Source organism: Shimia fortis, from assembly GCF_040225985.1.
Classification (GTDB): domain Bacteria; phylum Pseudomonadota; class Alphaproteobacteria; order Rhodobacterales; family Rhodobacteraceae; genus Shimia.
On record NZ_JBBPEU010000012.1, the window covers coordinates 41,137 to 66,316 of the forward strand.

Annotated in this window: 24 protein-coding genes; 13 read left to right on the forward strand and 11 right to left on the reverse strand. The window is 59.2% G+C overall.

Annotated features, from left to right (window positions below; translation table 11 throughout):
* The first annotated feature begins 70 nt into the window (after positions 1-70).
* Complete coding sequence (locus WNE31_RS15930; protein WP_349980943.1) at positions 71-1,174, forward strand: pyridoxal phosphate-dependent aminotransferase; 1,104 nt, start codon at positions 71-73, stop codon at positions 1,172-1,174.
* Between the two features lie 75 nt (positions 1,175-1,249).
* Positions 1,250-1,444 (forward strand): hypothetical protein, encoded by a 195-nt coding sequence (locus WNE31_RS15935; RefSeq protein WP_349980944.1) that lies wholly within the window; start codon positions 1,250-1,252, stop codon positions 1,442-1,444.
* On the opposite strand, the gene WNE31_RS15940 is transcribed toward WNE31_RS15935, so the two are convergent.
* Complete coding sequence (locus WNE31_RS15940) at positions 1,441-2,637, reverse strand: pyridoxal-phosphate-dependent aminotransferase family protein (protein ID WP_349980945.1); 1,197 nt, start codon at positions 2,635-2,637, stop codon at positions 1,441-1,443. The genes WNE31_RS15935 and WNE31_RS15940 overlap by 4 nt on opposite strands.
* 220 nt (positions 2,638-2,857) lie before the next feature.
* Here WNE31_RS15940 and WNE31_RS15945 point away from each other — a divergent pair, with 220 nt between their 5' ends.
* Positions 2,858-4,732 carry an ABC transporter ATP-binding protein gene (locus WNE31_RS15945; RefSeq protein ID WP_349980946.1) on the forward strand — a complete coding sequence of 625 codons (1,875 nt, stop codon included), beginning with the start codon at positions 2,858-2,860 and terminating at the stop codon, positions 4,730-4,732.
* Here the strand turns inward: WNE31_RS15945 and WNE31_RS15950 are convergent.
* Positions 4,729-5,409 carry a TIGR04283 family arsenosugar biosynthesis glycosyltransferase gene (locus WNE31_RS15950; protein ID WP_349980947.1) on the reverse strand — a complete coding sequence of 227 codons (681 nt, stop codon included), beginning with the start codon at positions 5,407-5,409 and terminating at the stop codon, positions 4,729-4,731. The genes WNE31_RS15945 and WNE31_RS15950 overlap by 4 nt on opposite strands.
* 71 nt (positions 5,410-5,480) lie before the next feature.
* Between WNE31_RS15950 and ygfZ the strand changes: the two genes are divergently transcribed.
* Both ygfZ and WNE31_RS15960 read left to right on the forward strand, forming a co-directional pair.
* Positions 5,481-6,221 (forward strand): CAF17-like 4Fe-4S cluster assembly/insertion protein YgfZ, encoded by a 741-nt coding sequence (gene ygfZ / locus WNE31_RS15955; protein WP_349980948.1) that lies wholly within the window; start codon positions 5,481-5,483, stop codon positions 6,219-6,221.
* Complete coding sequence (locus WNE31_RS15960) at positions 6,218-7,027, forward strand: fructosamine kinase family protein (protein WP_349980949.1); 810 nt, start codon at positions 6,218-6,220, stop codon at positions 7,025-7,027. Before ygfZ ends, WNE31_RS15960 begins: the two co-directional genes overlap by 4 nt.
* Before the next feature lie 97 nt (positions 7,028-7,124).
* On the opposite strand, the gene efp is transcribed toward WNE31_RS15960, so the two are convergent.
* Complete coding sequence (gene efp / locus WNE31_RS15965; protein WP_349980950.1) at positions 7,125-7,688, reverse strand: elongation factor P; 564 nt, start codon at positions 7,686-7,688, stop codon at positions 7,125-7,127.
* 218 nt (positions 7,689-7,906) lie between these two features.
* On the opposite strand from efp, the gene WNE31_RS15970 reads away from it, so the two are divergent.
* On the forward strand, positions 7,907-8,227 hold the full coding sequence (locus WNE31_RS15970) for a DUF6280 family protein (protein WP_349980951.1): 321 nt from the start codon (positions 7,907-7,909) through the stop codon (positions 8,225-8,227).
* A gap of 93 nt (positions 8,228-8,320) precedes the next feature.
* Here the strand turns inward: WNE31_RS15970 and WNE31_RS15975 are convergent, their stop codons facing one another.
* From WNE31_RS15975 to WNE31_RS15985, 3 genes are all read right to left on the reverse strand, one after another.
* Complete coding sequence (locus WNE31_RS15975; protein ID WP_349980952.1) at positions 8,321-9,244, reverse strand: hypothetical protein; 924 nt, start codon at positions 9,242-9,244, stop codon at positions 8,321-8,323.
* A gap of 72 nt (positions 9,245-9,316) precedes the next feature.
* Positions 9,317-10,735, reverse strand: a complete 1,419-nt coding sequence (locus tag WNE31_RS15980) for a TolC family outer membrane protein (protein ID WP_349980953.1) — start codon at positions 10,733-10,735, stop codon at positions 9,317-9,319.
* Between the two features lie 57 nt (positions 10,736-10,792).
* A complete protein-coding gene (locus WNE31_RS15985; protein ID WP_349980954.1) occupies positions 10,793-11,446 on the reverse strand; it encodes a protein-L-isoaspartate O-methyltransferase family protein in 654 nt (217 codons plus the stop codon).
* 236 nt (positions 11,447-11,682) lie between these two features.
* On the opposite strand from WNE31_RS15985, the gene WNE31_RS15990 reads away from it, so the two are divergent.
* Entirely contained in the window at positions 11,683-13,233 is a 1,551-nt protein-coding gene (locus WNE31_RS15990; protein WP_349980955.1) for a phospholipase D family protein, read from the forward strand.
* Positions 13,234-13,309: 76 nt separating this feature from the next.
* Positions 13,310-14,107, forward strand: a complete 798-nt coding sequence (locus WNE31_RS15995; protein WP_349980956.1) for a phytanoyl-CoA dioxygenase family protein — start codon at positions 13,310-13,312, stop codon at positions 14,105-14,107.
* Positions 14,108-14,117: 10 nt separating this feature from the next.
* Here the strand turns inward: WNE31_RS15995 and WNE31_RS16000 are convergent, their stop codons facing one another.
* The 3 genes from WNE31_RS16000 to WNE31_RS16010 form a co-directional block, all read right to left on the reverse strand.
* Positions 14,118-16,157, reverse strand: coding sequence for a calcium-binding protein (locus WNE31_RS16000; protein ID WP_349980957.1), 2,040 nt, complete (start codon positions 16,155-16,157; stop codon positions 14,118-14,120).
* Between the two features lie 171 nt (positions 16,158-16,328).
* On the reverse strand, positions 16,329-16,979 hold the full coding sequence (locus WNE31_RS16005; RefSeq protein WP_349980958.1) for a hypothetical protein: 651 nt from the start codon (positions 16,977-16,979) through the stop codon (positions 16,329-16,331).
* A gap of 237 nt (positions 16,980-17,216) precedes the next feature.
* Positions 17,217-17,675 carry a GatB/YqeY domain-containing protein gene (locus WNE31_RS16010; protein ID WP_349980959.1) on the reverse strand — a complete coding sequence of 153 codons (459 nt, stop codon included), beginning with the start codon at positions 17,673-17,675 and terminating at the stop codon, positions 17,217-17,219.
* 181 nt (positions 17,676-17,856) lie between these two features.
* Here WNE31_RS16010 and carA point away from each other — a divergent pair, with 181 nt between their 5' ends.
* Positions 17,857-19,008, forward strand: coding sequence for a glutamine-hydrolyzing carbamoyl-phosphate synthase small subunit (gene carA / locus WNE31_RS16015; RefSeq protein ID WP_349980960.1), 1,152 nt, complete (start codon positions 17,857-17,859; stop codon positions 19,006-19,008).
* A 94-nt stretch (positions 19,009-19,102) separates the two neighbouring features.
* Complete coding sequence (locus WNE31_RS16020) at positions 19,103-21,016, forward strand: glycosyltransferase family 2 protein (protein ID WP_349980961.1); 1,914 nt, start codon at positions 19,103-19,105, stop codon at positions 21,014-21,016.
* On the opposite strand, the gene WNE31_RS16025 is transcribed toward WNE31_RS16020, so the two are convergent.
* Positions 20,972-21,610: a GntR family transcriptional regulator gene (locus WNE31_RS16025; protein ID WP_349980962.1), complete on the reverse strand. Its 639-nt coding sequence runs from the start codon at positions 21,608-21,610 to the stop codon at positions 20,972-20,974. The two genes, WNE31_RS16020 and WNE31_RS16025, sit on opposite strands and share 45 nt — an antisense overlap.
* 114 nt (positions 21,611-21,724) lie before the next feature.
* On the opposite strand from WNE31_RS16025, the gene WNE31_RS16030 reads away from it, so the two are divergent.
* From WNE31_RS16030 to WNE31_RS16040, 3 genes are all read left to right on the forward strand, one after another.
* A complete protein-coding gene (locus WNE31_RS16030; RefSeq protein WP_349980963.1) occupies positions 21,725-22,369 on the forward strand; it encodes a pyrimidine 5'-nucleotidase in 645 nt (214 codons plus the stop codon).
* 118 nt (positions 22,370-22,487) lie between these two features.
* Complete coding sequence (locus WNE31_RS16035) at positions 22,488-22,727, forward strand: hypothetical protein (RefSeq protein WP_349980964.1); 240 nt, start codon at positions 22,488-22,490, stop codon at positions 22,725-22,727.
* 59 nt (positions 22,728-22,786) lie between these two features.
* Entirely contained in the window at positions 22,787-23,989 is a 1,203-nt protein-coding gene (locus tag WNE31_RS16040) for a UbiH/UbiF family hydroxylase (protein WP_349980965.1), read from the forward strand.
* Between the two features lie 52 nt (positions 23,990-24,041).
* Here the strand turns inward: WNE31_RS16040 and WNE31_RS16045 are convergent, their stop codons facing one another.
* On the reverse strand, positions 24,042-25,160 hold the full coding sequence (locus WNE31_RS16045; protein WP_349980966.1) for an aminotransferase class V-fold PLP-dependent enzyme: 1,119 nt from the start codon (positions 25,158-25,160) through the stop codon (positions 24,042-24,044).
* Between the last annotated feature and the right edge of the window lie 20 nt (positions 25,161-25,180).

Here is a 25,180-nt window from a genome sequence, read left to right on the forward strand (position 1 = left end):
CGCAGCCTGCACGGGGGCGTCTGTTCTGACAAGCCTTGCCGACAGTCCGACCTTGGGGTTATCTGCCCACATGACCGGACCACGCTATACCGCCCTCGCCCAGACCTTGCCCGCCACCGTGCCCTTTGTCGGCCCCGAGGCACAGGAACGTGCCATGGGTCGCGCCTTTCAGGCTCGGCTTGGCGCGAACGAAAACGTTTTTGGCGCCTCGCCGCGCGCCATAGCCACCATGAAAGAGGCCAGCGACGGGGTCTGGATGTATGCCGACCCGGAAAGCCACGACCTGCGACAGGCCCTTGCCCGGCATCATGGCATCGCGCCCACGAATATCGTTGTGGGCGAAGGCATCGACGGGTTGCTGGGGTATCTTGTGCGGCTTCTGGTCGAACCGGGAGACGCGGTTGTCACCTCGGACGGGGCCTATCCCACGTTCAATTACCACGTTGCCGGATATGGCGGCATCCTGCACAAGGTTCCCTATCGCGAAGATCGCGAAGACCTGTCTGCTTTGATCGCCAAGGCGGCCGAGGTCGAGGCCAAAATGGTCTATTTCGCCAATCCCGACAATCCGATGGGCACGTGGATGTCCGGCGCAGACATCAAGGCGGCCATGGCCGCCCTACCAGACGGCACCCTGTTGGTGCTGGATGAGGCCTATGTAGAATTCGCGCCCGAGGGCACGGCGCCGGATCTGGACATTGAAGATCCGCGGGTCATCCGGATGCGTACCTTTTCCAAGGCATATGGCATGGCCGGTGCGCGTGTGGGCTATGCGATGGGGGCAGCCGATCTGATCCGCAATTTCGAAAAAATCCGAAACCATTTTGGCATGAACCGGGTATCACAGGTCGGCGCATTGGCCGCGCTGCATGACCAAGACTGGCTTCAGCAGACCTGTGCCGATGTTGCCGCAGCGCGAGATGAAATCTCGCGGATTGCCGGTGAGAATGGACTGTCGGCTGTGCCTTCAGCAACCAATTTCGTGGCGATTGATTGTGGCCGGGACGGCACCTTTGCCAAGGCGGTTCTGGACGGGCTGGTGGCGCGAGGCGTCTTTGTGCGCATGCCCTTTGTCGCGCCCCAAAACCGCTGCATCCGGGTCAGCTGTGGACGCCCCGAGGATTTACGCATTTTTGCGGCAGCCTTGCCAGACGTACTGGCAGAACTTGGCTGATCCTGCCCATGTTCACAGAACCGTGGCTGGTCAGATGCGGAAACCGAAGTATCCTCTAATCGGAAAGGATATGCCATGGCCCGACCGATCAACCGAGTTGAGAACTATACGACACCCGCGCTGGTAATGGGATTTGTCAATCTCCTCTGGTTTTTCGGAGTGCTTCTGGCAATCTGGGGCTTGCCTGCGGTCCTGGTTGCGGGCTGGGTGCTGAATTATGCCATCACCCTTTTTGAACGCCATTTGAGGGCACAGGGCAAATACCCCTAGCCCAGCGCAATCACCCTTGTCGCCGCATCCAGCCCGCCGGGGCCGAAGGGAATATCCAGCGCCGTCATTCCGGCCTGCACCGTCGACAGGATCGCCAGAACCATCTGCGCATTGACATGCCCCATGTGGCCAAAGCGGAAATACCCATCGCCCTGCGGGTCTTCGTCCGTGCCCATGCCCAGCCCGATGCCAAGCGTCAGACCGGCCTCGTGCTGGGTCCAGCGCCGCAGGTTTGTACCAAGCGGGGCGCCGATATGCAGCGACGTCACCGCGTGGCTGCGCAGGGCTGGATCCTTGATGTTGAGGGCAATCGGGCCGCCTTGGCCCCATGCGTCAACCGCCGCCCAGATCGCGCGGGCAAGCGTTGCGTGGCGCGCCCAGACATTTTCCAACCCTTCCTCGAAAATCATGTCCAGCGCCGCGCGTAGCCCGTACAGGTGATGGGTTGGCGCAGTGCCGCAGAAGAGTTGGTAGTAAAACTCGGGGTTGGCGCGCGGCGTCCAATCCCAATAGCGGCTGACCCTTGGCATGTCTGCCCGTACATCGGCGGCCTTGCCGTTGAAGAACACAAAGCCCAGTCCCGGCGGCAACATCAGCCCCTTTTGCGAGGCCGTGACCATCACATCAACGCCCCAGCGGTCCATCTCGAAACGGTCACACCCAAGCGACGCGATGCAATCCACCATCAACAAAGCAGGGTGATCGGCGGCATCCATCGCCGCCCGCAGGGCCGCAATATCGTTGCGCACCGAAGTCGAGGTGTCCACATGTACCCCCAGAACCGCCTTGATCTTGTGCGCCTTGTCCGCGACCAGTGCCTCGGCCACCTTGGCAGGGTCCATGGCGTGCTGTCTTCCAAAGTCGATCACCTGCACGTCGGCCCCGATGCCCTCGGCCATTTCGGCCCAGCCAAAGCCGAACCGCCCGGTGGCAGGCACAAGAACAGTTTCGCCCGGCGTGACGACATTGGCCAATGCGGCTTCCCATGCGGCGTGGCCGTTTCCGATATAGATCGCGGCATGATGCTGTGTGCCGGCCACGCGTTTCAGATCGGGCACAAGACCATAGGTCATGTCGACCAGTTCGCCTTCGTAAATATTGGGCGCGCCGCGATGCATGGCACGCAAGACGTCCTCGGGCATGACAGATGGTCCCGGGATGGCAAGATAGGAACGGCCGTTGGCAAGCGGCATGAGGCAAGACTCCTGCAAGAAACCATCGAACCCTAACGCCGTGTTTTGCTTCGTCAATCCCGACAACACCCCAACCCGTACGATTGTATCTCACCTGCGGGAAATCTGGACATCCTTGCCACTTCGTGCATAGAGTCCCAACGATCAGCTGGGGGTTTCCCTCTTAGACGGATGCGGTCCATCACCCGACAGGCGGGTGCAATAACAAGGTGCCAGCAACATGAGCAAGAGCGACGCCACCGACCCAGGCCACAGTAAAGGATTGTTCCTGTGGCTGTGGAGAAATTTCCTTCAGAAACACTGGGTGATGCTTGCCCTGGCCATGGTGTTCATGGCCCTGGAAGGCGGCATGATGGGCGCGATCAGCTATATGATGATGCCTATGTTCGACGACGTGTTTGCCGCCGGAAACGCGGATGCGCTTTGGCGTGTGGGCTTGATCATCCTCGGGATATTCCTTGTGCGCGCTGTGGCCGGGCTGATCTACAAGGTAATGCTGAGCTATATCCAGCAACGCTCGGCCGCAGATCTGCGACTCTTGCTGTTGCAGCGCTTGATGGGGCAGGACAACTCCTATCACCAGACTCATCCGCCGGGATACCTGATCCAGCGGGTACAGGCGGATGTGCAATCCATCAACGGAGTCTGGACCGCCTTTATCATCGGGGCCGGGCGTGATCTGTTCGCCCTGATCTCTCTGTTCTCGGTGGCGATTTATGTCGACTGGCGCTGGACGCTTGTCACGCTTGTCGGCATTCCGCTGCTGGTTCTGCCATCGCTTGTCGCCCAGCGTTTCGTACGGCGCAGGTCGCGCGAAGCTCGCGATCTTGGCGCCGATATGTCCACGCGTTTGGACGAGGTATTCCATGGGATCGTGCCGGTCAAACTGAACCGTCTTGAGACCTATCAGGCGGGCCGGTTCAAGGCGTTGACCGATTTCCTTGTGCGCACGGAGGTGCGTGTGCGGTTGGGGTCGGCTTCGATCACCTCTCTGATCGACCTGATGGCCGGGATCGGATTCCTTGCTGTGCTGATCTATGGCGGCGGGGAAATCATCGAAGGCAAAAAGACCACGGGCGAGTTCATGAGCTTTTTCACCGCCATTTCGATTGCCTTTGAACCCCTGCGTCGCATGGGTGCCCTGAGCGGGATGTGGCAGGTGGCAGCAGCCAGCATCGAACGGCTGAAAGAAATCGTTGAAACCCGCCCGACGCTTCTGTCGCCCCCCAATCCGGTGGCTGCACCGGAAGGCGTGCCAGAGGTGAAGCTGGACGGCGTCACGCTGGCCTATGGCGACACGCAGGTTCTGCGCGGCACCAGTTTCGTTGCCGAGCCGGGCAAAACCACCGCAATTGTCGGGGCCTCGGGTGCCGGAAAATCGACGGTATTCAACCTTTTGACCCGGTTGGTCGATCCGGATTCGGGGCGCGTGGAAATCGGCGGGGTCGCAACGAACGAGATGACGCTTGGCGATCTTCGCAACCTGTTCTCTGTGGTGTCGCAGGAGGCGCTGCTGTTCGACGAAACCCTGCGCGAGAATATCCTCTTGGGGCGCACTGATGTCAGCGACGAACAGTTGAAGGGCGTGCTTGACGCCGCCCATGTCAGTGATTTCGTGAACGCCCTGCCTGACGGGTTGGAAACGCGCGTCGGACCGCGTGGCACCTCACTCTCGGGCGGGCAACGTCAGCGCGTGGTCATCGCGCGTGCCCTGTTGCGGGATACACCGATCCTTTTGCTGGACGAGGCCACCAGCGCCCTTGATGCGCAGTCGGAAACGGTGGTGCAACAGGCGTTGGACCGCCTTGCCAAGGGGCGTACGACGCTGGTGATTGCACACCGCCTCAGTACCGTGCGCGAGGCCGACAAGATCGTCGTGATGGATCAGGGCAAGGTCGTGGACGAAGGCAGCCACGAAGACCTTCTCGCCCGCGATGGCATCTATGCCGACCTCTATAACCTGCAATTCAGTGCCGATGGACAAACCGCCGAGGAACGCGCACTGAAAGACCGTGTCATCAAATTGAAACCAACCAGTGACGTGCCAGAAAAGGGTTGGCTGGGGCGGTTGTTGTCGCGTTTGCCTGGGCTCTAACGGCGATAGGACTGTGCCAAACTCTCTGGCGAAGCCCCCAACAGATACCGCGTCAGCGTCGTCAGGTTGCGCGCCCCACGGCGCAGCCAGCCTTGCTTGCGGTACTTTGCGGAACTGGTCACGGCCGTGGCGGGCAATACCCTCAGTCGCCCTTTGAGTGCACGGGCAATGGCCACGTCCTCCATCAGCGGGATATCCGGATATCCTCCATTCGCGTTATAGACGACACGCGACACAAGCAGCCCCTGATCCCCATAGGGCACCCCGAAAAGCCGCGCGCGCAGGTTGGCCCACCCCGCCACGATCCGCGCGGGCACACCGCCCTGATCAAAGCGCAGCTTGAAATAATGGGCCCTGTCCGGGTTCGAAAGAACGGGCTCTACCGCCGCGCTCCAGCCTTCTGACAGAACTGTGTCTGCATGGACAAACAAGAGCCATTCGCCCTCGCTGGCCCTTGCCCCTGCCCCGAGTTGCCCGCCCCGTGACGGCGAGGTCTCGACCAAGGTCGCGCCAGCCTCTTGTGCGATCTCCTGGGTGGTATCCTCTGATCCCCCGTCCACGATCACAAGCTCGCGGATCAGCCCTGCCTGCACACCTTCGAACAGGGCCGAAAGACAGGCGGGCAGGCCCCCTTCGGCGTTCAGCGTCGGGATCACAACGGAAACCGGTGCACGCATTTCTATCTCCTGCCCTGTTGCATGGCGTTTTTCTATCTATATGACTGGAAAGCCCAAGAACAGGACAGACCATGAAACGGCAACGCAGCGTTTTTGAAATAACAGGCCCGGACAGCACACACTTTCTTCAGGGGCTGGTAACGAATGATATTGAGGGCATCGAAAACGGCCTCGTCTATGCCGCGATCCTGACACCACAGGGCAAGTATCTGGCCGATTTCTTTCTATCCCGACATGGCGACTCCATCCTGCTTGACGTGGATGCGGAACTTGGCACAACGCTGATCCCGCGCCTGGCCATGTATAAACTGCGCGCCAAGGTCGACATTTTGGAAAGCCCGCTGCATGTACACCGCGGCGTGGACGCAACGCCCGAAGATGGGCTTTCCGACCCACGACATCCCGCACTTGGATGGCGAGCGTATCGCCCGGAGCCCCAGCAAAACGATACCGTGGACTGGGATGCGCTGCGCGTCGCGCATTGCATTCCGGAAACGGGGATAGAACTGACCCCCGACACCTATATTCTGGAGGCGGGGTTCGAACGCCTGCATGGGGTGGATTTCCGCAAGGGCTGTTACGTGGGGCAAGAGGTCACCGCGCGGATGAAGCACAAGACCGAACTGCGCAAGGGGCTAGCCGTCGTTGATGTGTCTGGCGCGGCCGATACGGGCACCACCATCACAGCCGGCCCCAAGGCTGTTGGCACGCTGCTGACCCGCTCTGGGGACAAGGCGATTGCCTACCTGCGCTTTGACCGCGCGGGGCCGGACATGCAGGCTGGAGACGCCACCGTCAGCTGGCAGCCGTGATCCCGCACGCCCTGGCCCTAGCGACGCAAACGGTTTTTGGATGCGACGCAACGACCACGAAGCGCTTACACGGCGGTGACCTGTCTGACGTCTTTGTCGTGAAACTCGACAGTGGGGAACAGATCGTTGCCAAGCTAGGGCCCCGGATTCAAGTCGAAGCCCGAATGCTACATGCCATGGTCGCTGCCAGTGCCCCTGTTCCAGAAGTGTTGGGCGTGTCAGGCGATGTGCTGTTTCTTGCCCACCTGCCCGAGGCCCACGCATCGGACACCGGCTGGCACGCTCTTGGTGCAGGGCTGCGGATATTGCACGAAGCTCAAGGCGCCGATTTCGGGTGGCCCGAGGATTATGCCTTCGGGCCCGTGACGATTAAAAATCAATCTAGCGCGGACTGGCCCGCGTTTTGGGCCGAAAGACGGCTTTTGCCGAATTCTGACAGGCTGCAGGGTGACTTGCGGAAGCGCCTTGAAATCCTGTGTCGCCACCTTCCTGATTTGCTGCCGCAGTCACCTCGGAAATCTCTTCTGCACGGTGATCTCTGGACGGGGAACGCGCTGTTTACGCAGAAAGGGGCATACCTGATCGACCCGGCCTGTTACTATGGCGATGCGGAAGTTGATCTTGCCATGCTGCACCTGTTTGGACATCCACCTCCCGCCTTCTGGGATGGCTACGGCCCCACCCTTCCCGCCTGGTCCGCGCGCCTGCCCCTCTATCAGCTCTGGCCCGCCCTCGTGCATCTGGTCCTGTTTGGCGACAGTTATCGCCCCCTTGTAGACACGCGCCTCGCCCGACTCGGTTTTTGAGATGGCCCCTATTGCGTCGAGAATGCCGCGCCGCCCCCGCAAAATACAAAAGGCCCGCAGATTCTGCGGGCCCTTTGAGAATGGAACGTAACGTCACTTAGGCGCGTTCGGCGTATTCCATGGTCTCGGTATTCACGACGATGTCCTCGTCCTGACCGACAAACGGCGGCACCATCACGCGCACACCATTATCGAGCACGGCCGGTTTGAACGAGTTCGCCGCGGTCTGACCTTTGACAACCGGCTCGGTCTCGACGATCTTGCAGGTCACTTTTTGCGGCAGGGTCGCGTTCAGCGCTTCGCTCTCGTAGAACTCGACCACGATGGTCATACCGTCCTGCAAGAACGGACGGCGGTCCCCCAAAAGATCGGCAGGAAGCTGGATCTGTTCATAGGTTTCTGTGTCCATGAAGATCAGCATTCCGTCGTCTTCGTACAGAAATTGTTGATCTTTTTGCTCCAGACGGACCCGCTCGACCTTGTCGGCGCTGCGGAAGCGTTCGTTCAGCTTGGACCCGTTGCGCAGGTTACGCATTTCCACCTGAGCAAAGGCACCGCCCTTGCCGGGTTTCACATGATCGACCTTTACAGCGGCCCAAAGACCACCGTTGTGCTCCAGAACATTGCCGGGGCGAATTTCGTTTCCGTTGATTTTGGGCATTGTGACGAAACCGTGTCAAAAGGGTTGATATTGGATTGCCCGCACCTATATCTGGCCCGTTGACAGGAGGCAAGGCAACCTATCTCGTGCACCACCGATCCCAAGTCATGCACATTTTGCATAGATGCTATGCATTATCGCCCTATCCGAATCGACAATACTACGCCATAAGGGGCGCCACGCCGAAAACGCAAGAGCAATAATACAAGGACGACGAGATGCGAGATTTCGTTGATGGAACGGCTTTCAATAATGAACAAGGTAACCGCGCGCGCAAACTGTTTGCCGCCGTGGTGCTGGCCGCTTTGGATGACGCCATTGCCGACGACAAGAAATACGGCAATGGACCTGAACAGATCGCCCGCTGGGCCCGTTCGCGCGACGGTCGCGAAGTGCTGAGCTGTGCCGGAATCGACCCGAACGAACGCGTCGTGGCCGGCCTGATGGAATTCGTCGGCAAGGGCGTACGCACATCGGTCGCCCTGTCCCGCGAGGAAAGCGAGCGCCGCAATGCCGCGCAACAGGCCGAAGCCGCCTGATTGAAACGCTTGCGCTGAAATCAGAAAAGCACATCCTCGCGGATGTGCTTTTCTTTATTGCGAAGTCTCAATCAAGACTGGCCGTGCGCGTATCTAGCCCAAATCCTGTGCCGCCAATGCGCGGTGGATTTCACGACGCACGAGCTTGCGAACGTTGCGGGTGATCCGTTCGCCTAGCGCGCCTTGCAATTCCTGCCGAACGATGTCGGCGACCATTTCGCGCAGCATGGCTTCATCCAGCGTGACCGAGTCATCCAGATCGACGTTTTCCAGTTCAGGCGCCAACGTTTCCTCGACCGTTTCAGTGGCATAGGCCATGGCCTCGGCCTCGATCCGCTCTGCCATTGTGTCAGGCGTTTCGATTTCGGACGTGGCCGACTCAGTGTCTCGCCCCTGCCATTTCAACGACTGGATATTGGTGCCCGCATAATCACTGTCGCCGGGTTCATCCGGCTCATACGGTTCGATCGTGGGGTTCGACACGGTTTCCCAACGCAGGATACGCGAATCGGGGGCCGGCATGGGATAGCCCTCTTCGGCGATATCTTCGGGGGACATATCAGCGACGGTATCATAGACCTCGTCACCGGGTTCGTCCTCGTCATAGGCCGCTTCTGCCTGCTCCAAGTCCGCGTCCGAAAGATCCTCTTCCGGGTCCTCGCTGGTGTAGTTCGAATGCGCGAACATGAGCGGCGCCTCGGCCTCATCCTCATGCAAGCCGCTGTCGGGTTCTTCATCCTCAAGGCTGTCTGCAGACACGATTTCGCTTGAAACACTGGGGCTTTTAGCCTCGGGCGCGGGAACTTCCTCGGCATCCTCAACCGGTTCAGAGACGCGCAAAGCGGGTGTCAGAACCAGCCGGTCCGCACCTTCGGGCGCAACGGGCTCCTGTCCTGTTTTCTCGGGTGATGGGGCCGTCTCCGTGGCCGCAGTGTGCGGGCGCCCGCCTTCAGAGACCAAGCGTCGAATGGACGACAAGACATCCTCAATTTCCGCATTGCTTACTGCGTCAGACATTCTTCACACCATCTTTGCCTCCGAGAGAGTGTACCCCCTCGGGAATTTTCGCACAACAGATAGCGAAAATTGTCACTCTTTGCCGATTGCGCGCAAAACCCGGTCGAGCTGTTGACCACGCTTGGAAACAAGCGCAGGGGCATCCCGGACCATGTCGTAATAGGCCACCGGGTCATAGATTTCGACGTTGAGGTTCAGGTATTCCGCCGTCAACAGTCCCATCGAGGACAGCACCCCGTAGGCGGCCGAGTATTGCGCGGCCTGCGCGGTGATGCGGTTCGACCGCGCATCCAGAAGGTCCTGCTCGGCGATCAGCACGTCCAGCGTGGTCCGCGCGCCAAGCTTGGCTTCTTCGCGAATGCCGTCAAAGGCGATCTGCGAGGCTTCGATCTGTTCGCCACTTGCAGCCAACTGCGCCGTTGCGGCCGCCAATACCGCCCAGGCACTACCTGCCTGCTGACGAATGGTGTGGCGGGTGTCGTGCAGGGCGGCACGCGCCGCATCCCGCCGTGCCATCGCCTGACGCAGAAGTGCGGAGAGCCGCCCACCCTGATAGATCGGGCCGGTCGCTCGGATGCCAACACTGCCTGCATGGGTGCTGTAGGGGTTGTCAAAATCCTCGGTAAGGCCATAAGACCCTTCAAGACGTACAGACGGGCCCATCAGCGCCCGTGCACGCAACACCGCGATTTCTGCGGCGGCAATGTCATGCTGTGCTTTGATCATCAAAGGGTGCGAACGCACCGCAATGGCTTTCACATCTTCGACAGTAGCAGGAGTTTTGGGCGCAACCGACGGCGCAACCAGCGCCCCCGGCTGGTGTCCGGTCGCGGCGGCAAAACGTTCACGCGACCGCATCAGGTCGCCCTGTGCGATGGCCAGATCTGCACGGCCACCCGCAAGGCGGGCCTCGGCAAGCGCCACGTCGGTGCGGGTCACTTCGCCCACTTCAAACCGGTCTCGTGCGGCCTGCAATTCACGCGCCACGAGGCGCAGGTTGTTTTGTTGCAACTGCACGATCTGGGCATCGCGCACCACGTCCATGAACCCCTGCACGGCCTCGAACAGGATCGCCTGTTCGGTGTTCAACAGTGTTTGACGCGTGGCAAGCACGGCCTCTTCCGCAGCTTCCACGGCAAGCCGTGTTGCACCATTGTCATACAACAACAATTCAAAGCCGAGCCCAATAAAAGCCTCGGCCGTATCAATATCGCGGGTTACCCCCCCGGTCGTCGCCGATGAGAATGTGCCGAACTGCTGTGTCACGGTGCCCGACCAGTTCAGGATCGGACGCAACAGGGCATAGGTCGCAGCAACATCTTCGTCCGCGGCGCGCAGCAGCGCCCGGTTCTGTTGCAAAAGCCCGCTATGGTCATAGGCGCTCGCCAGCGCATCCGCCAGTGTTTCAGTCTGCGCCGCAACCGGCATTGACACTGCGGCGGCCATGGCGATGACGCCGGCCTTAAACGAATTCAGAATTCCCCGAGCCATCTGCCCTCAACCTCTCATACCAACGCGGCAGGATTCGGCCCGCCGCGGCGTGTTTCGTCACAGCGTGAATGCGTTATGTTTTTCAAACCCCGGCAACACGGGTGCGCCTGCGTTGAATGCCAGACGCCAGTTGATCTGCCCGTCGATCATGTATCCGATACGTACCTCGCCAAGCGCCCCGTCCTGGAACAGACAGATAATGCGTCCGCCTTCTTTCAACTGGGCAACCACGGCGTCGGGCAGGGTTTCCACAGCGCCCTGGATCGTGATGACATCATAGGGTCCGTGTTCGGCAGCACCTTCGGCAAGTTCGCCACTGTGCAGGATGACGTTATCCGCCCCCTGCTCGGCCAGAATGGTCTGAGCCTCGCTCACGCGGTCTTCATCGTCTTCCACGGCAACGACAGCCTCGGCCATGCGCGCAATGACGGCGGCCGAATAGCCAAGCCCGGAGCCGATATCCAGCACCAACTCGTCTTTCTGGATGTCCACGAAATCAAGCATCTTAGCCAGAACGCGGGGATCCATCACAACACGCCCATTGTCGAGCGGGACATGATCGCCAACATAAGCGGCCTGACGGCGGTCGCGCGGGACATAGACCTCGCGGGGGACCGACAACATCGCGTCAATCACTGTATACTTGGTCACATCCGATGGGCGGATCTGAGTATCCACCATGGTTTCGCGCAATACGTCGTAGTCGGCCATACCAAACTCTTCGTTCAGACTCGGGATGAGATCGTCTTGCCACAGAATGACAGGCGCGGCAACGCCGATACGGAGCTTTCCATCCGCACGGGCCATTTGCCGCGTGAAGCGATGCAATTCTGCACGGGGCCTCTCCGAAACCGTGTGTTGAACACTGCGACAATCAAAGACCGGACGAATGCCAGATGCACGGCAAGCGCTAGGCAAACACCTTCTGATCGGCTTAGGATGCAGTCATGAGAAAACTGCTTAGCCTCCTCCTGATCCTTTCGGTGCTGTCAGTTCTGGCGATTATGACCGCCCGCATTCTGTTTCCCTTGCCGGGGACGAATTTCGAAACCGAAATGCAAAGCCTTCCGGCCGATTGGAATACGCCGCTAGGCCAGATCCTGAAGCCGGCGGTGGAGAGGAATCGGGGCCAAACCGGCGTGATGCCTTTGATTCACGGGCGCGATGCCTTCACCGCGCGCGCCCTTTTGATGCACGAGGCGCAAAGCTCGATCGATGCACAATACTATATCTGGCAGAATGACACGACCGGTCTGATGCTGCTGGACGAGTTGCGGGCCGCGGCAGAGCGTGGCGTGCGGGTGCGTCTTTTGCTGGATGACAACGGCATTCCGGGGCTCGACAACATGCTGGCCGAACTGGATGCGATGCCCCATGCAGATGTGCGTATCTTCAACCCTTTCACCCTGCGCAATCCCAAGCTGGCCTCGTACCTGTTCGACTTTCCGCGCCTGAACCGCAGGATGCATAACAAGTCGATCACCTTTGACGGGTTCGCGACGATCATCGGTGGACGCAATATTGGTGACATCTATTTCGAGTTCGGGCAGGGTTTCCATTATGTCGATGTCGATGTGCTGGCGGTCGGGGACATTGTCGATGACGTTACCGCGAATTTTGACAGCTACTGGAACAGCGCCTCGGTCTATGACGCCGAACAGGTTTTGCCGCCGCATTACAAAACAGGCACCCCGATCAAGGAAGCGGCAGCCACGGCGCGCCAGACTGCGCTTGGCTCGGGCTATCAGGACGCGATCAGAACCTCGGCACTGGCGCAGGGTATCCGCGAACGCGACGTGCCGATGGAATGGACACAGGTCGAACTTTTCTCGGACCCGCCCACAAAGGGACTTGGGCAGGCGGATGACAGTGAGCAAATTGCCAGTGCCCTGACCCGATTTGCCCTCGAAGCCGAAACCAGTGTCGATATGGTGTCGGCCTATTTCGTGCCGGGCGATCCCGCGATGGCGGTGTTCGACCAAATGGCAGCCAACGGCGTGGCGACTCGGGTGCTGACCAATTCGATGGAAGCCACGGATGTGCCCCCCGTACATGGGGCCTACATGCAGCGCCGTCCAGCGCTTTTGGAAAACGGCACACAACTCTTCGAGTTGCGCGCCCTGCGCGAACAGCACCGGGAGCTGAGCCTGCCTGAAATTCTTGCCGGATCGGCATCGAGCCTGCACGCCAAGGTGATGTCGTTTGATCGGGAACGGGCTTTTATCGGATCCTACAACCTTGATCCGCGGTCGGCCAACCTGAATTGCGAAATGGGATTGCTGATTGAAAGCCCCAGAATCGCTACAACGATCTCAGAGGCTTTTGACAATCCGAAACTGTCATATCAGGTGCATCAGGACGAGACCGGCGCCCTTTACTGGACCGAAAGCACACCCGAAGGCGGCAGGGCTGTACTGACACAAGAGCCGAATGTCGGCACCTTGCACCGCTGGTTGGTCACGGCCTCGGGGTGGCTGCCCATCGACTGGATGCTGTGATCCGTCGGATAGCACGCTTGACCTTTGCCATTTGAAGGCGCAGCTTCGGCTCGAAATCAAGACCGGAGCCGCCTCCATGCCTCATCCCTTTGTCACCCAACAGGATATCGAGACCTTTCAGCGCGACGGTGTCGTCCTGATCCGAGGTTTGTTTGCCGACCATGTCGATGATCTGCGCGCCGGTGTGGCAACCAATATGGCCGAACCAGGCCCCTATGCCTCCGAGAACGAGAAACAGGGCGAGACTGGCCGGTTTTTTGATGATTACTGCAACTGGCAGCGAATCCCGGAATTCGAAAAGGTGATCCGAACATCACCCGCGGCAGAGGTCGCGGCAGACCTGATGCAATCAAAGACGGTTCAGGTGTTTCACGACCACGTGCTCGTGAAAGAGCCCGGCACCTCGATGTCCACCCCTTGGCACACGGATGGCCCCTACTATTTCGTAGAAGGCTCGCAGACCGTCAGCTTCTGGTCGCCACTTGATCCGGTCAAGGACGCTACGCTGCGCATGGTCGCGGGATCCCACAAATGGGAAAAGCCCGTGCTGCCGACACGCTGGGTCAGCGAGGAAAGCTTTTTCCCGAATGAAGAAGACTACATGCCCATCCCCGACCCGGACGCCGAAGGCATGACCGTGTTGGAATGGGACATGGCGCCGGGCGATGCGGTGGCCTTTAACTATAATGTGTTGCATGGCGCGCGCGGAAATACGTCGCCCACGCGCCGCAGGGCGTTTTCGCTGCGGCTTGTGGGGGATGATGCGCGCTATGTCGAACGGCCAGGGCGCACCTCACCGCCTTTTCCCGAACACGGCATGTCACCTGGGCAAAAGCTGCGCGAAGACTGGTTCCCCGTGATTTACGGGGCCTGATCAAGCCACCTTAGGCGGGCAGGTCGCTTGGAAAATCGGTGGGCAGGTCGGTGGGGAAATCTCCGGGCCCATCGGTGGGGTCCGGTTCGACCAGATCAGCCCGCTGGCCAGATATCTGAAGCACGATGCTGTCTTGTGCGCCGCCATCCACCAAGGCCCAGATAATCTGACCTGTCGGACGATAGATAATGAAGGCTTCTTCCACGGTGTCCAGCCCGGAAAAGTCTCGCTGCGCATAGTTGATCTGGAAGTCATCCGCAGTGGCGTTGACGTTACCAAAGACCAAAACGTCGCCTTCTTCGCCGTCGAAATCCTGAATCCAGTCCGATCCGTGGTCTTCGACCCCGATATGGAAGAACCTGTCCGCGCCCTCCCCACCATTGAGACTATCGTGGCCGAAGCCGCCATTGATGAAGTCGTTTCCGGAGCTGCCGAGCATCATGTCGGAAAACGCTGACCCGGTGATGCTGTCGTCGCCCAAACCGCCAATCACCGTGTCGGAACCGAACCCGCCCTCGATGGTGTCGTTTCCGGCATCGCCGCGCAGTTCATCGTTACCCCAGCCGCCCGATACGCTGTCATTGCCAGCGCCGGCATAGACCACATCCCTCAGGTCACGGGTGTCTCCTCCGCCGATGATGACGTCATTGCCATCCCTGCCGATGATGGTGTCGCCTCCGTTGCCACCGGTCAGCGTATCATCGCCCGCGCCGCCATCAATCCGGTCTCCGAGCGATCCCCCCGTTATGGCATTCGCGCCCTCATCCCCACGCAGATCGCCAAAGCGAGACAGGCGCGTTACCATGATATCAATGCCGTCTTCGCCAAGGGCATTGCTCGACCAGGTCAACATGAAATCGCCATCTGGCAGCCGCACGACCTCCATATCCCCATTCACCGGGATGTCATTTGCGATCTCGGCCATCGCCGCGACCGCATTGCCCTCCTCATCGAATTCCTGTGCACGGATACCTTGCGGTGTGCCCTCGTGATTGGGTGACCACCAGAACAGCAGGAACCCCCCGCCTTCGATCCCTACGACCTGGCTGAAACGCTCGGGCGCGAAGGTGGTGCCGATCGGGAACGTCGTGATACCCTCGTCGTTGGTCACCCCGCCTTCATGGCGTACTGATCCCTCACGATATCCCGAGCCGTCTTCATCAAACATGCGCCAGAACACGTTCTGGCGGCCAAAAACCTCTCGGTCATAGGCCACCACGAAGCCGCCGTTGTCCAACGATGCGACCGAGGGGCGCATCGGCGGGGCATCTTCGGTGCCGCGCGCCACAACGATGTCTTGCCGTCCGGCGAAAAATCCGGACGCGGACGAAATACGCGCCAGAATGGCGGGCTGTACGGTATTCGGCTCGGAATGATCCGAGACCTGCCATACGGCCAGAGCACGCCCATCATCCAGCTGCACCAGTTCGGCGTTCGAACGGACAGGGTCCTCCTCATCAAACCCTTGAATAGGGCGACTACCGGCATCGATCTCTTCCAGCCTGACACGCGACGAGCCTAAAAGAATCTGGCCCGCAGACACACCCGGGACCGCCTCTTGCCCGGTAGGATGGGAAATCCAGACCGCCTGCATACGTGACACAGTGCCCTGCAAACCTGTCGTCTCGTAAATATAGGCGTCCGGAAAATACTGGTTTCCGTCTTCATCTCCGGCGTTGGCCAGATATTCATCGGTGATGGGTGTGCCAGACGCATCAAACCCCCGCCCGAGAATTCCCGGCCCGGAACTGTCGGCCGCCTGGCTTGAATACAGGACGTGAAACCCTCCACCTGGGTGTGCGGCAACTGACGGGCCGGATTGAGTGCCAAGGGTGGTTTGGTTGATCTGGAACTCGCCCCCGCGCGCTTGACCGTCATCTTCGTAGATCTGGCCGAATATGCCCGTACTGGACCCGTCCTGGTTCTGGGATCCCCAAACCACAACATAGCCACCATTGGCGAGGGTAGCGATATCAGAGCCGATCTGGATGCCGGTTGCGTAGGTATTCGCCTGAAAAGGAGAAACACTCGTGTCGAAATAGGTGGCCATTCTTCCCCTCCAAAATCCGGGCAGCAACAAATGCACCGCGCCCAAACATCGGGGAGCGCGGGCCAATAGCATCGCAGGCTAGCGGAAATTGCGGAATTAAGCCACCTTTATGCCCGCACGAGGTGGAAACTGATATACCGGAGCCCGGTGACGTGCGGCCTCTTAAACGGATCAGCGGGCCGAAAACCCGATGCGCAGCGAAAGGGCAGATCCATACAATATGAACGAATACCCCAGAAGTTCGAGCCCTTCCTGAATCACGGTCTTAAACATAGGGTTGTAACCGCCTTGCATAATGGCCTCCCAGATGGCGCTTGTCCCCATCAGGCGGCTGAACACAACCAAAAGCAAGAACCCCATGTAGAGAAAGACAAAGTCGCGCGCGGCGTAATGCGCAAGGAACGGTTTGGAGATGGTTTTGCGGTTCAACCACACTGGAACGGCTGCAATGGCCAGCGCTACAGTGGCCGGAATGCTCCAGAAGCCATGCCAAATGCCGTCTAGAAGCTTATCGTTTTCCCGAATGAACAGGATCATAAAGAACGCGCCCACCATGATGAGGTATCCGCGTTTTTCAGGATGCCTTTTGGCTCCGATAAGAAAGAGAATTCCGGAGCACAGGATGAAGAGGTTATGCAGAGTTTCGGTCAGGGATTTCTCGGACAGTCCATTCTGCCAAACGACCACATCCAGATAGACAGACGCCACCACGGCAATCAGCATCGCCGTCAGAAACACAAGCTCGAACGCAACCCAGCGCGCGCCCACGGTCTTTGACGGCCGTTTCCGGTCGGTGCCAGGGCTTTCATTAATCTGTTGCATCTTTCAGGTATCCATAAACCAAAGGGGCAAGGGCGCGATCAAGAGTTTGCTTTCTCACAGACTTCTTAAATCAGCAGTGTGGGAGAAAACTATCCCGAGCCGATCTGTCGACGGACGCCCTAGCACCGCAACCGTCTGACCGAAAGGGCGCGCGCCGAACTTGCGCCGTGCATTTTTTCCAAGAGCCCAGTTGCCAAGACAGGGAAGCCGGTCAAGTCGCGGACATTCCCGCAAACCTCAGCTCAACTGCGCCTTGACCATCGGGCCGACTTTGCCGAAATCCATCTGACCCGTGTATTTGGCTTTCAGCGCGCCCATGATTTTCCCCATGTCGCGAATCGAACTGGCCCCGACCTCTTCAATAGCGTCGCCAATGGCCTTTGCGATCTCGTCATCATCAAGCTGCTTTGGCAAGAACTCTTCGATCACAGTGATTTCGTTGGCTTCCCGTTCGGCAAGATCAAGACGGCCGCCTTCTTCGTAGGTGCGGGCGCTTTCCTGGCGCTGCTTGACCATTTTCGCAAGGATTTGAAGCACTTCAGCTTCACTCACACCGTCCTCGTTGCCTTCGCCACGGGCCGCGATGTCACGATCCTTGATTGCGGCATTGATCAGGCGCAGAGTCGAGAGACGCTCGGCCGCCCGGTCGCGCATGGCCTGTTTCATCGCGGTATTGATCTGTTCTCGCAGTGTCATTCACTTCGCCATTTGCTGATAAACACAAGGCTTGGAACATATCTAAAGCAGCTTCGCGAGGCAACCTTGACCTAAAAATATCAAGTTATTGATTTATAAAGACTTTGTATTTTCAGCATCCCTTGACGATGCGTCGCGCTCGACATAGTTTCCCGACAATTTGTCACCCGGAGAGTCGACCATGTCCCACGAAAGCCCGAAACCGACCGCATGCCTCGCCCTTGCTGATGGAACGTTGTTTTACGGGCGCGGTTTTGGCGCGACCGGCGAAACCGTTGCGGAACTCTGCTTTAACACAGCAATGACGGGATATCAGGAAATCATGACAGACCCGTCATACGCCGGACAAGTGGTGACCTTCACTTTCCCGCATATCGGCAATACTGGCGTGAACCCCGAGGATGACGAAACTGCCGATCCGGTTGCGGCTGGGATGGTGGTCAAATGGGATCCGACCACGCCATCAAACTGGCGTTCGGTTGACACGCTCTCGAACTGGCTTGCCACGCGCGGACGCATCGCGATTGGTGGCGTCGACACGCGGCGCCTGACGCGAGCCATCCGCCAACAGGGGGCACCACATGTCGCTCTGGCGCACGACCCTGACGGGAACTTTGACACCGACGCGTTGGTTGCCAAGGCGCGGGCCTTTTCGGGACTTGAGGGGCTGGACCTCGCCAAAGACGTCACCTGTGCGCAGTCTTATCGCTGGGATGAAATGCGTTGGGCCTGGCCCGAAGGTTACAGCCGTCAGGAAAATCCACAACACAAGGTCGTCGCCGTGGATTTCGGCGCCAAGCGCAATATCCTGCGCTGTCTCGCCTCGGCTGGCTGTGACGTCACTGTCCTTCCCGCGACCGCCACGGCAGAAGAGGTCCTGGCCCACAATCCCGATGGCGTGTTCCTGTCGAACGGACCCGGCGACCCCGCTGCCACTGGTGCCTATGCCGTGCCGATGATCAAGGGCGTGCTAGAGGCTAACCTTCCGGTCTTTGGTATTTGCCTTGGGCATCAGATGCTGGCACTGGCGCTTGGGGCCAAGACCGTCAAGATGAACCACGGTCACCACGGCGCGAACCACCCGGTCAAAGACAACGACACGGGCAAGGTCGAAATCACCTCAATGAACCACGGGTTTGCCGTTGACAGCCAGACCCTGCCAGAGGGCGTGCAGGAAACCCATGTGTCCCTGTTTGATGGTTCGAACTGCGGTATCCGAATGACCAACAAGCCGGTCTTCTCGGTTCAGCATCACCCCGAGGCCAGCCCCGGCCCGCAGGACAGCTTTTACCTATTCGAGAAGTTCGCCGCCAACATGGCCGCGCGCAACTGAGCTTGTTTTTCCCTAAATCCTTAAAAAATCGACTGAATTAACCGCCTATTAACCACCCCGACACAGCCTGTGAAAAGGCAGTGTCAGGGTGGTCATGAACAATCCCGGTTCCAAATTCCAGCTTTCAGAGGCGTCGGTATCATTCTTGCGCCCCGCCTCGCTAGTGCACACCTTGCAGAACGATTTCGGTGTGTCGGCGCGCGCGTTGCTCCAGGCGCGTCAGAAGCTGAGCGAATGGGATGCCAATCTGGGGGAAATCCTGTGTGCAGAGGGTGCCCTGAGCGAGGCCGATTATCTGCTGGCCTGTGCCCAGGTTGATGGATACGAGATCCAGAATCTGCACAAGACGACACCTGATCCAGACCTGCATTCACGCCTGCCTCCGGCCTTTTGTCTGAAACACAATGTGCTGCCGATACGAAAGGAAGGCGACAAGCTGGTTTTCGTGACCGGCCGACCAGAACGCATTCCCTTTTTGCGCAAAGAGTTTCCGAGTCTGTTTGCGTCGGCAAAGTTTGATCTCGCGCCCGAGGCCGAGGTGACCGAGATCCTTGGGCAGGTTCATCGTTCTGCACTAGTAAACCTTGCCGAGACCCGCCCCGACGAACACCACAGTTGCCGTCCTTCCGCTGCACATCGGGCATCGCGTGTCTTTATCCTATCGGCGCTTTTTCTGTTATTCAGCGCCGCAGTGCTCGCGCCGGCTGCGATGCTGGTCGTCCTGTTGGCGTGGGTGCTCTTGGCGCAATGCGCCACGTTCGCGATGAAGCTTGGTGCCACGGTTGCCCGGCTGGGTATGTGGCGCAGCTATGAGATCGCCCCGCCCTCGCGGCCCCTACCCCGTATCAGCGTCATGGTCCCACTATTCCGCGAGCATGACATCGCCGGTGCGCTTGTGCGGCGCTTGTCGCGACTGACTTATCCCAAGCCCCTGCTCGACGTGTTGCTCGTACTGGAGGAGCATGACGAGGTGACGCGCAAGACCATTGAATACACGACATTGCCGTCGTGGATACGCGTGGTTGTCGTGCCTGCCGGCGACGGTCTGACGACCAAGCCGCGCGCCCTGAATTATGCGTTGGATTTCTGCCGGGGTGACCTTATCGGGATCTGGGATGCCGAGGACGCCCCGGCACCGGACCAGCTCGAAAAAGTTGCACGCCATTTCGACAGGGCCCCATCTGAAATGGCCTGCGTGCAGGGGGTGCTGGACTATTACAACCCCTATACCAACTGGCTTTCGCGGTGTTTCACCATCGAATACGCCACATGGTTTCGCATAATTCTGCCGGGACTCGCCCGTTTGGGGTTTTCGATTCCTTTGGGGGGCACCACGCTTTTCCTGCGCCGGGATGTGATCGAGGAAGTGGGCGGTTGGGACGCCCATAACGTCACCGAAGACGCCGATTTAGGGGTGCGCCTTGCCCGGTTTGGCTATCGTACAGAACTTTTGCCCTGCGTCACACAGGAAGAAGCGAATTGTCGACCTGTGGCCTGGATCAAGCAGAGGTCACGCTGGCTCAAGGGCTACATGATCACCTATCTTGTGCATATGCGACAGCCGTGGCGTCTGTTGCGCGAAATTGGCCTGCGCAAGGTTCTGGGGTTGCAGTTGATCTTTGCCGCCACGCTTTCACAGTTTCTGTTGGCACCGCTTCTGTGGCTGTTCTGGGGCAATGCACTGGGACTTGATTACTTCAGGATTGGCGCCCTGACCGATCGAACAATCCTGACCATCGGCGGGGTGCTGACCCTGTTCGGCATTTGCAACGCCGCCATCTCACTCTGGGCTGTCAGCGGACAGGACCGAGCACGCTTGTACCCTTGGGTACTGACGATGGTGTTCTATTTCCCACTTGCCACCTTCGCGGCCTACAAAGCGCTGTATGAGTTGCTGACTGCGCCATATTTCTGGGACAAGACCGCGCATGGCAAAACCAGCGAAGGGCTGGACGCGCAACACTCAGGCGTCGGTGTCCTGTTTAAGCCGAGTGACAAATGCCTGTGAGATATGTGCCTTTAAAGCCTGATAGGCGCCTTCTTCGTCGCGCTCTTCGATCGCCTTCACGATCGCCGCATGTTCCACAAGCGTGTCTTCGCCACGCCCTTCGGCGGCAATCGACGTGGTGGCCATCAACGCCATGGACCGGTGCACAAGATCCAGCTGCTGCACCAGATAGCGGTTATGCGAAGCCAGATGGATTTGCTTGTGAAAGCGGCGATTGGCCCGTGCCAGTGCCGACGGGTCATTCACCAGCGCATGATCCTCTTCCACCATATCCTTGAGAACGCGCACCTCTTCGGCGGTCGCGTGGCGTGCTGCAAGGCGCGCCGCCAACCCTTCAAGTTCCGTGCGCACCACATAGAGTTCGGACATCTGGTTGTGATCAAGGGACGAGACAATCAAGCTACGCCCATCCCGTGCCAGAAGCGATTGCGTCTCGAGCCGCTGCAACGCCTCCCGGATAGGCGTCCGCGACACACCAAACCGTTCGGCAAGGTCGCTTTCCACAAGGCGATCCCCGGGTTTGTAAATCCCGACGTCAATCGCCTCGAGTATCAGCGAATATGCATCACGGTTTGGCTGTTTGCTTTGCGCCATTGATTGGTCTCCCCTCACGCGCCCAAACAGCGCTGGCGGTCAGGTTACGAAACTCGGCCAACATCTTTCAACCCCGCCATTGCGCGCGCCTTGCCGCAACCCTATCTTGGCGCCATGCCAAAACAAGACTTTGCCCATGTGTCGACATGGGTCTTTGACCTCGACAACACGCTCTACCCGCCGCAAGTGCGGCTGTTCGACCAGATCGAGGTCAAGATGACTCGTTACGTGATGGATGCGCTTGGGGTGGACAACCCTACCGCAAACCGCCTGCGCAAAGAATACTGGGCGGAATATGGCACTACGCTTGCTGGTCTGATGCGCGTGCATGACGTGGACCCGGCCCCCTATCTCGAAGAGGTGCACGATATTTCGTTGCACCAGTTGGAACCGGATCTACATCTGGCGGCGCAGATTCGCGCTCTGCCTGGACGCTGCATCGTCTACACGAACGGCACCGCCCCCTATGCCGAGCGGGTGTTGGCAGCTCGCGGATTGGATGGGCTTTTTGACGCAGTCTATGGTGTCGAGCACGCAGGGTTCCTGCCCAAACCGGAAAAAGCGGCTTTCGAGGCGGTGTTCAAATTGGATGGCGTCACAACCCAGACGGCAGCTATGTTCGAGGATGACCCGCGAAACCTGCAAGCTCCCCATGAAATGGGCATGAAAACAGTGCATGTCGCGCCAGATGCGCATGAAGCGGACCACATTCATCACCACACGGATGATTTATCGTCCTTTCTGGGTAAGCTGACCTAGAGTCTCAAGACATTAGTTCAGGCGTTAATTCAAAAATTCGCATTCGTGAATTTAACTTGAATGCTGCGACGCGGCATCCTATCTGTTCAGCGTAGAACACTGATTGGAGAGACGCGCAATGAGCATGACCGAGACCAACCCGAACTTCGCCACGACCACCCCTTCCGAGGAAGCGGAATCCCACCACGACGAAGCGATCAGCCGCAAGGGTCTTGCCATGCTTTATGCCGTTCTGGCGGCGGTTGTCGTCGCCTGGGGCTCGGCCATTTTTGCATATGGCATCCCGGGCCTTTACATCCCGGCCCTCTGCATGGTGCCGGTGATGTACCTGATTTTGGTGATCATCGCCAAAGGGTGACGTTTCGGCCCCTTGGAACCCCTGCCGCACAGCACTAGATTGCGCGGCAGGAGGCACCCATGACCACCGAATCCCAAACCGACATCCTGATTTCCGGCGGTGGTATCGCCGGATTGACCGCCGCCGCCGCCTTTGCGAGCGCCGGCTTCTCCGTACAATGCGTTGACCCTACCCCGCCAATCACCGAGCGGGATCGCGAAGGGTCCGACTTGCGGACGACCGCTTTCCTGCAACCGGCGCGCACGCTTCTTGACGAAGCGGGGTTGTGGCAACGTCTTGCCCCCCACGCCGCGCCGCTTCAAATCATGCGGATCGTCGACGCTGGCGGGGATGTGCCCGAGCCACGCATCATCAAGGATTTCAACGCGGCCGATCTCTCGGAACTGCCGTTTGGCTGGAACCTGCCCAACTGGTTGCTGCGCCGCGAAATGCTGCACCGCCTTGAAGAACTGGATAATGTCGACCTGCGCCTTGGCACGGCCACCACGGGGCTGTTCACCCGCATGAACGAGGCGCGCGTGACTTTGTCAGACGGGTCGCGCACCCGCGCGCGGCTGGTGATCGCCGCCGATGGCCGCAATTCAACCATGCGCGAAGCGGCGGGGATCAAGGTACACACCACCCGCTATGGCCAAAAGGCGTTGGCGTTCGCAGTGACGCATCCGATCCCGCACAACAGCGTGTCTACGGAAATCCATCGCTCCGGAGGCCCGTTTACGCTGGTGCCCCTGCCCGATTATGAAGGCAGCCCCTCATCTGCGCTGGTCTGGATGGAACGTGGCCCCCGCGCCCAGGAACTATTCGAGATGGACGTGGCACAGTTCGAACAGGAAATGACTGAACGCAGTTGCGGCCTGTTTGGCCCGCTCACCCTGGCCTCGCGCCGGACGATCTGGCCGATCATCTCGCAATCCGCCGAGCGGCTTTATGGCGAACGTCTTGCGCTGGTGGCCGAAGCCGCACATGTGGTGCCACCAATTGGCGCGCAGGGATTGAACATGTCTTTGGGTGATATGCGGATCCTGCTGGACCTTGCCAAGGCGAACCCGACCGATCTGGGCAACACGAAAATGCTCGAGACCTATCACCGCAAACGCTTTACCGAGGTCAAACTGCGCGTGAAGGGAATCGACATGCTCAATCGGGCCTCGATGGTCGAAGCACGCCCGTTGCGGGATGTGCGGGCGATGGGACTGAACGCGCTTTACTCGATGTCACCAGTCCGCAAAACGCTTATGCGGATGGGCCTTGGCGCACAATAAACATTGGCCGGGACAGAAGCCCCGGCGCTCTATTTCCCCTGCAAGTCCGGAGTCACAGCACCTTGTCTACGACCTCACTGAGACGCGATAGGGTGCGGTCCACATCATACAGCTTGTCCAGCCCGAACAGGCCAAGGCGGAAGGTCATGAATCCTTCCGGTTCGTCACAGGCCAACGGCACACCAGCCGCGATTTGCATGCCTTCTGCTGCAAATTTGCTTCCGTTCTGGATGGCCGGATCACTGGTATAGCTAACCACGACACCGGGCGCCCCGAAACCATCTGCAGCGACACTCTTGATCCCTTTTTCGGCCAGCATTTTCCGCACCCCATTGCCAAGCGCCCACTGTGCCTCGCGCAGCTTTTCAAAGCCATAGGCCTTGGTTTCCAGCATGGTATCGCGGAAGGCCCGCAACGCATCGGTCGGCATCGTGGCGTGATAGGCATGACCGCCGCTTTCATAGGCCTGCATGATGCCGTGCCACTTTTTGAGGTCGATCGCAAAACTGTCTGATTCGGTGTCCGCCATCCGCGCCACCGCCGCCTCGGACAACATGACGAGGCCTGCAGAAGGGGATGCAGACCATCCTTTTTGCGGTGCAGAGCACAGGACATCCACGCCAAGCGCCTTCATATCCACCCAGACACAACCGCTTGCGATGCAATCAAGCACCATCAGCGCCCCAACCTCGTGCGCGGCCGCCGCCATGGCCGCGATATAAGCATCGGGCAGGATCACACCTGCCGAGGTTTCGACATGCGGTGCAAAAACGATATCCGGCTTTTCCGATTGAATCCGCGCGACCACGTCCTCAATCGGGGGCGGCGCAAAGGGCGCCGTCACATCATTGCCTGACTGACGCGCCTTCATGACCACCGAGTCGGCAACAAATGCACCGGCCTCGAAAATCTGGCTCCACCGGTATGAAAACCAACCGTTGCGCACGACCAGCGTCTTGGCATCGCGAGCGAATTGGCGCGCGACGGCCTCCATGCCGTAGGTGCCGCCACCGGGAACCAGCACCACGGCATCGGCGTTGTAGACCTCTTTCAGCATAGACGAAATATCAGTCATCACCTGCTGGAACGCCTTGGACATGTGGTTGAGAGAGCGGTCCGTAAAGACCACCGAAAATTCGTCCAACCCTGTCGGGTCCACTGCACTTGTCATCTTGTGTCTCCCAGATATGT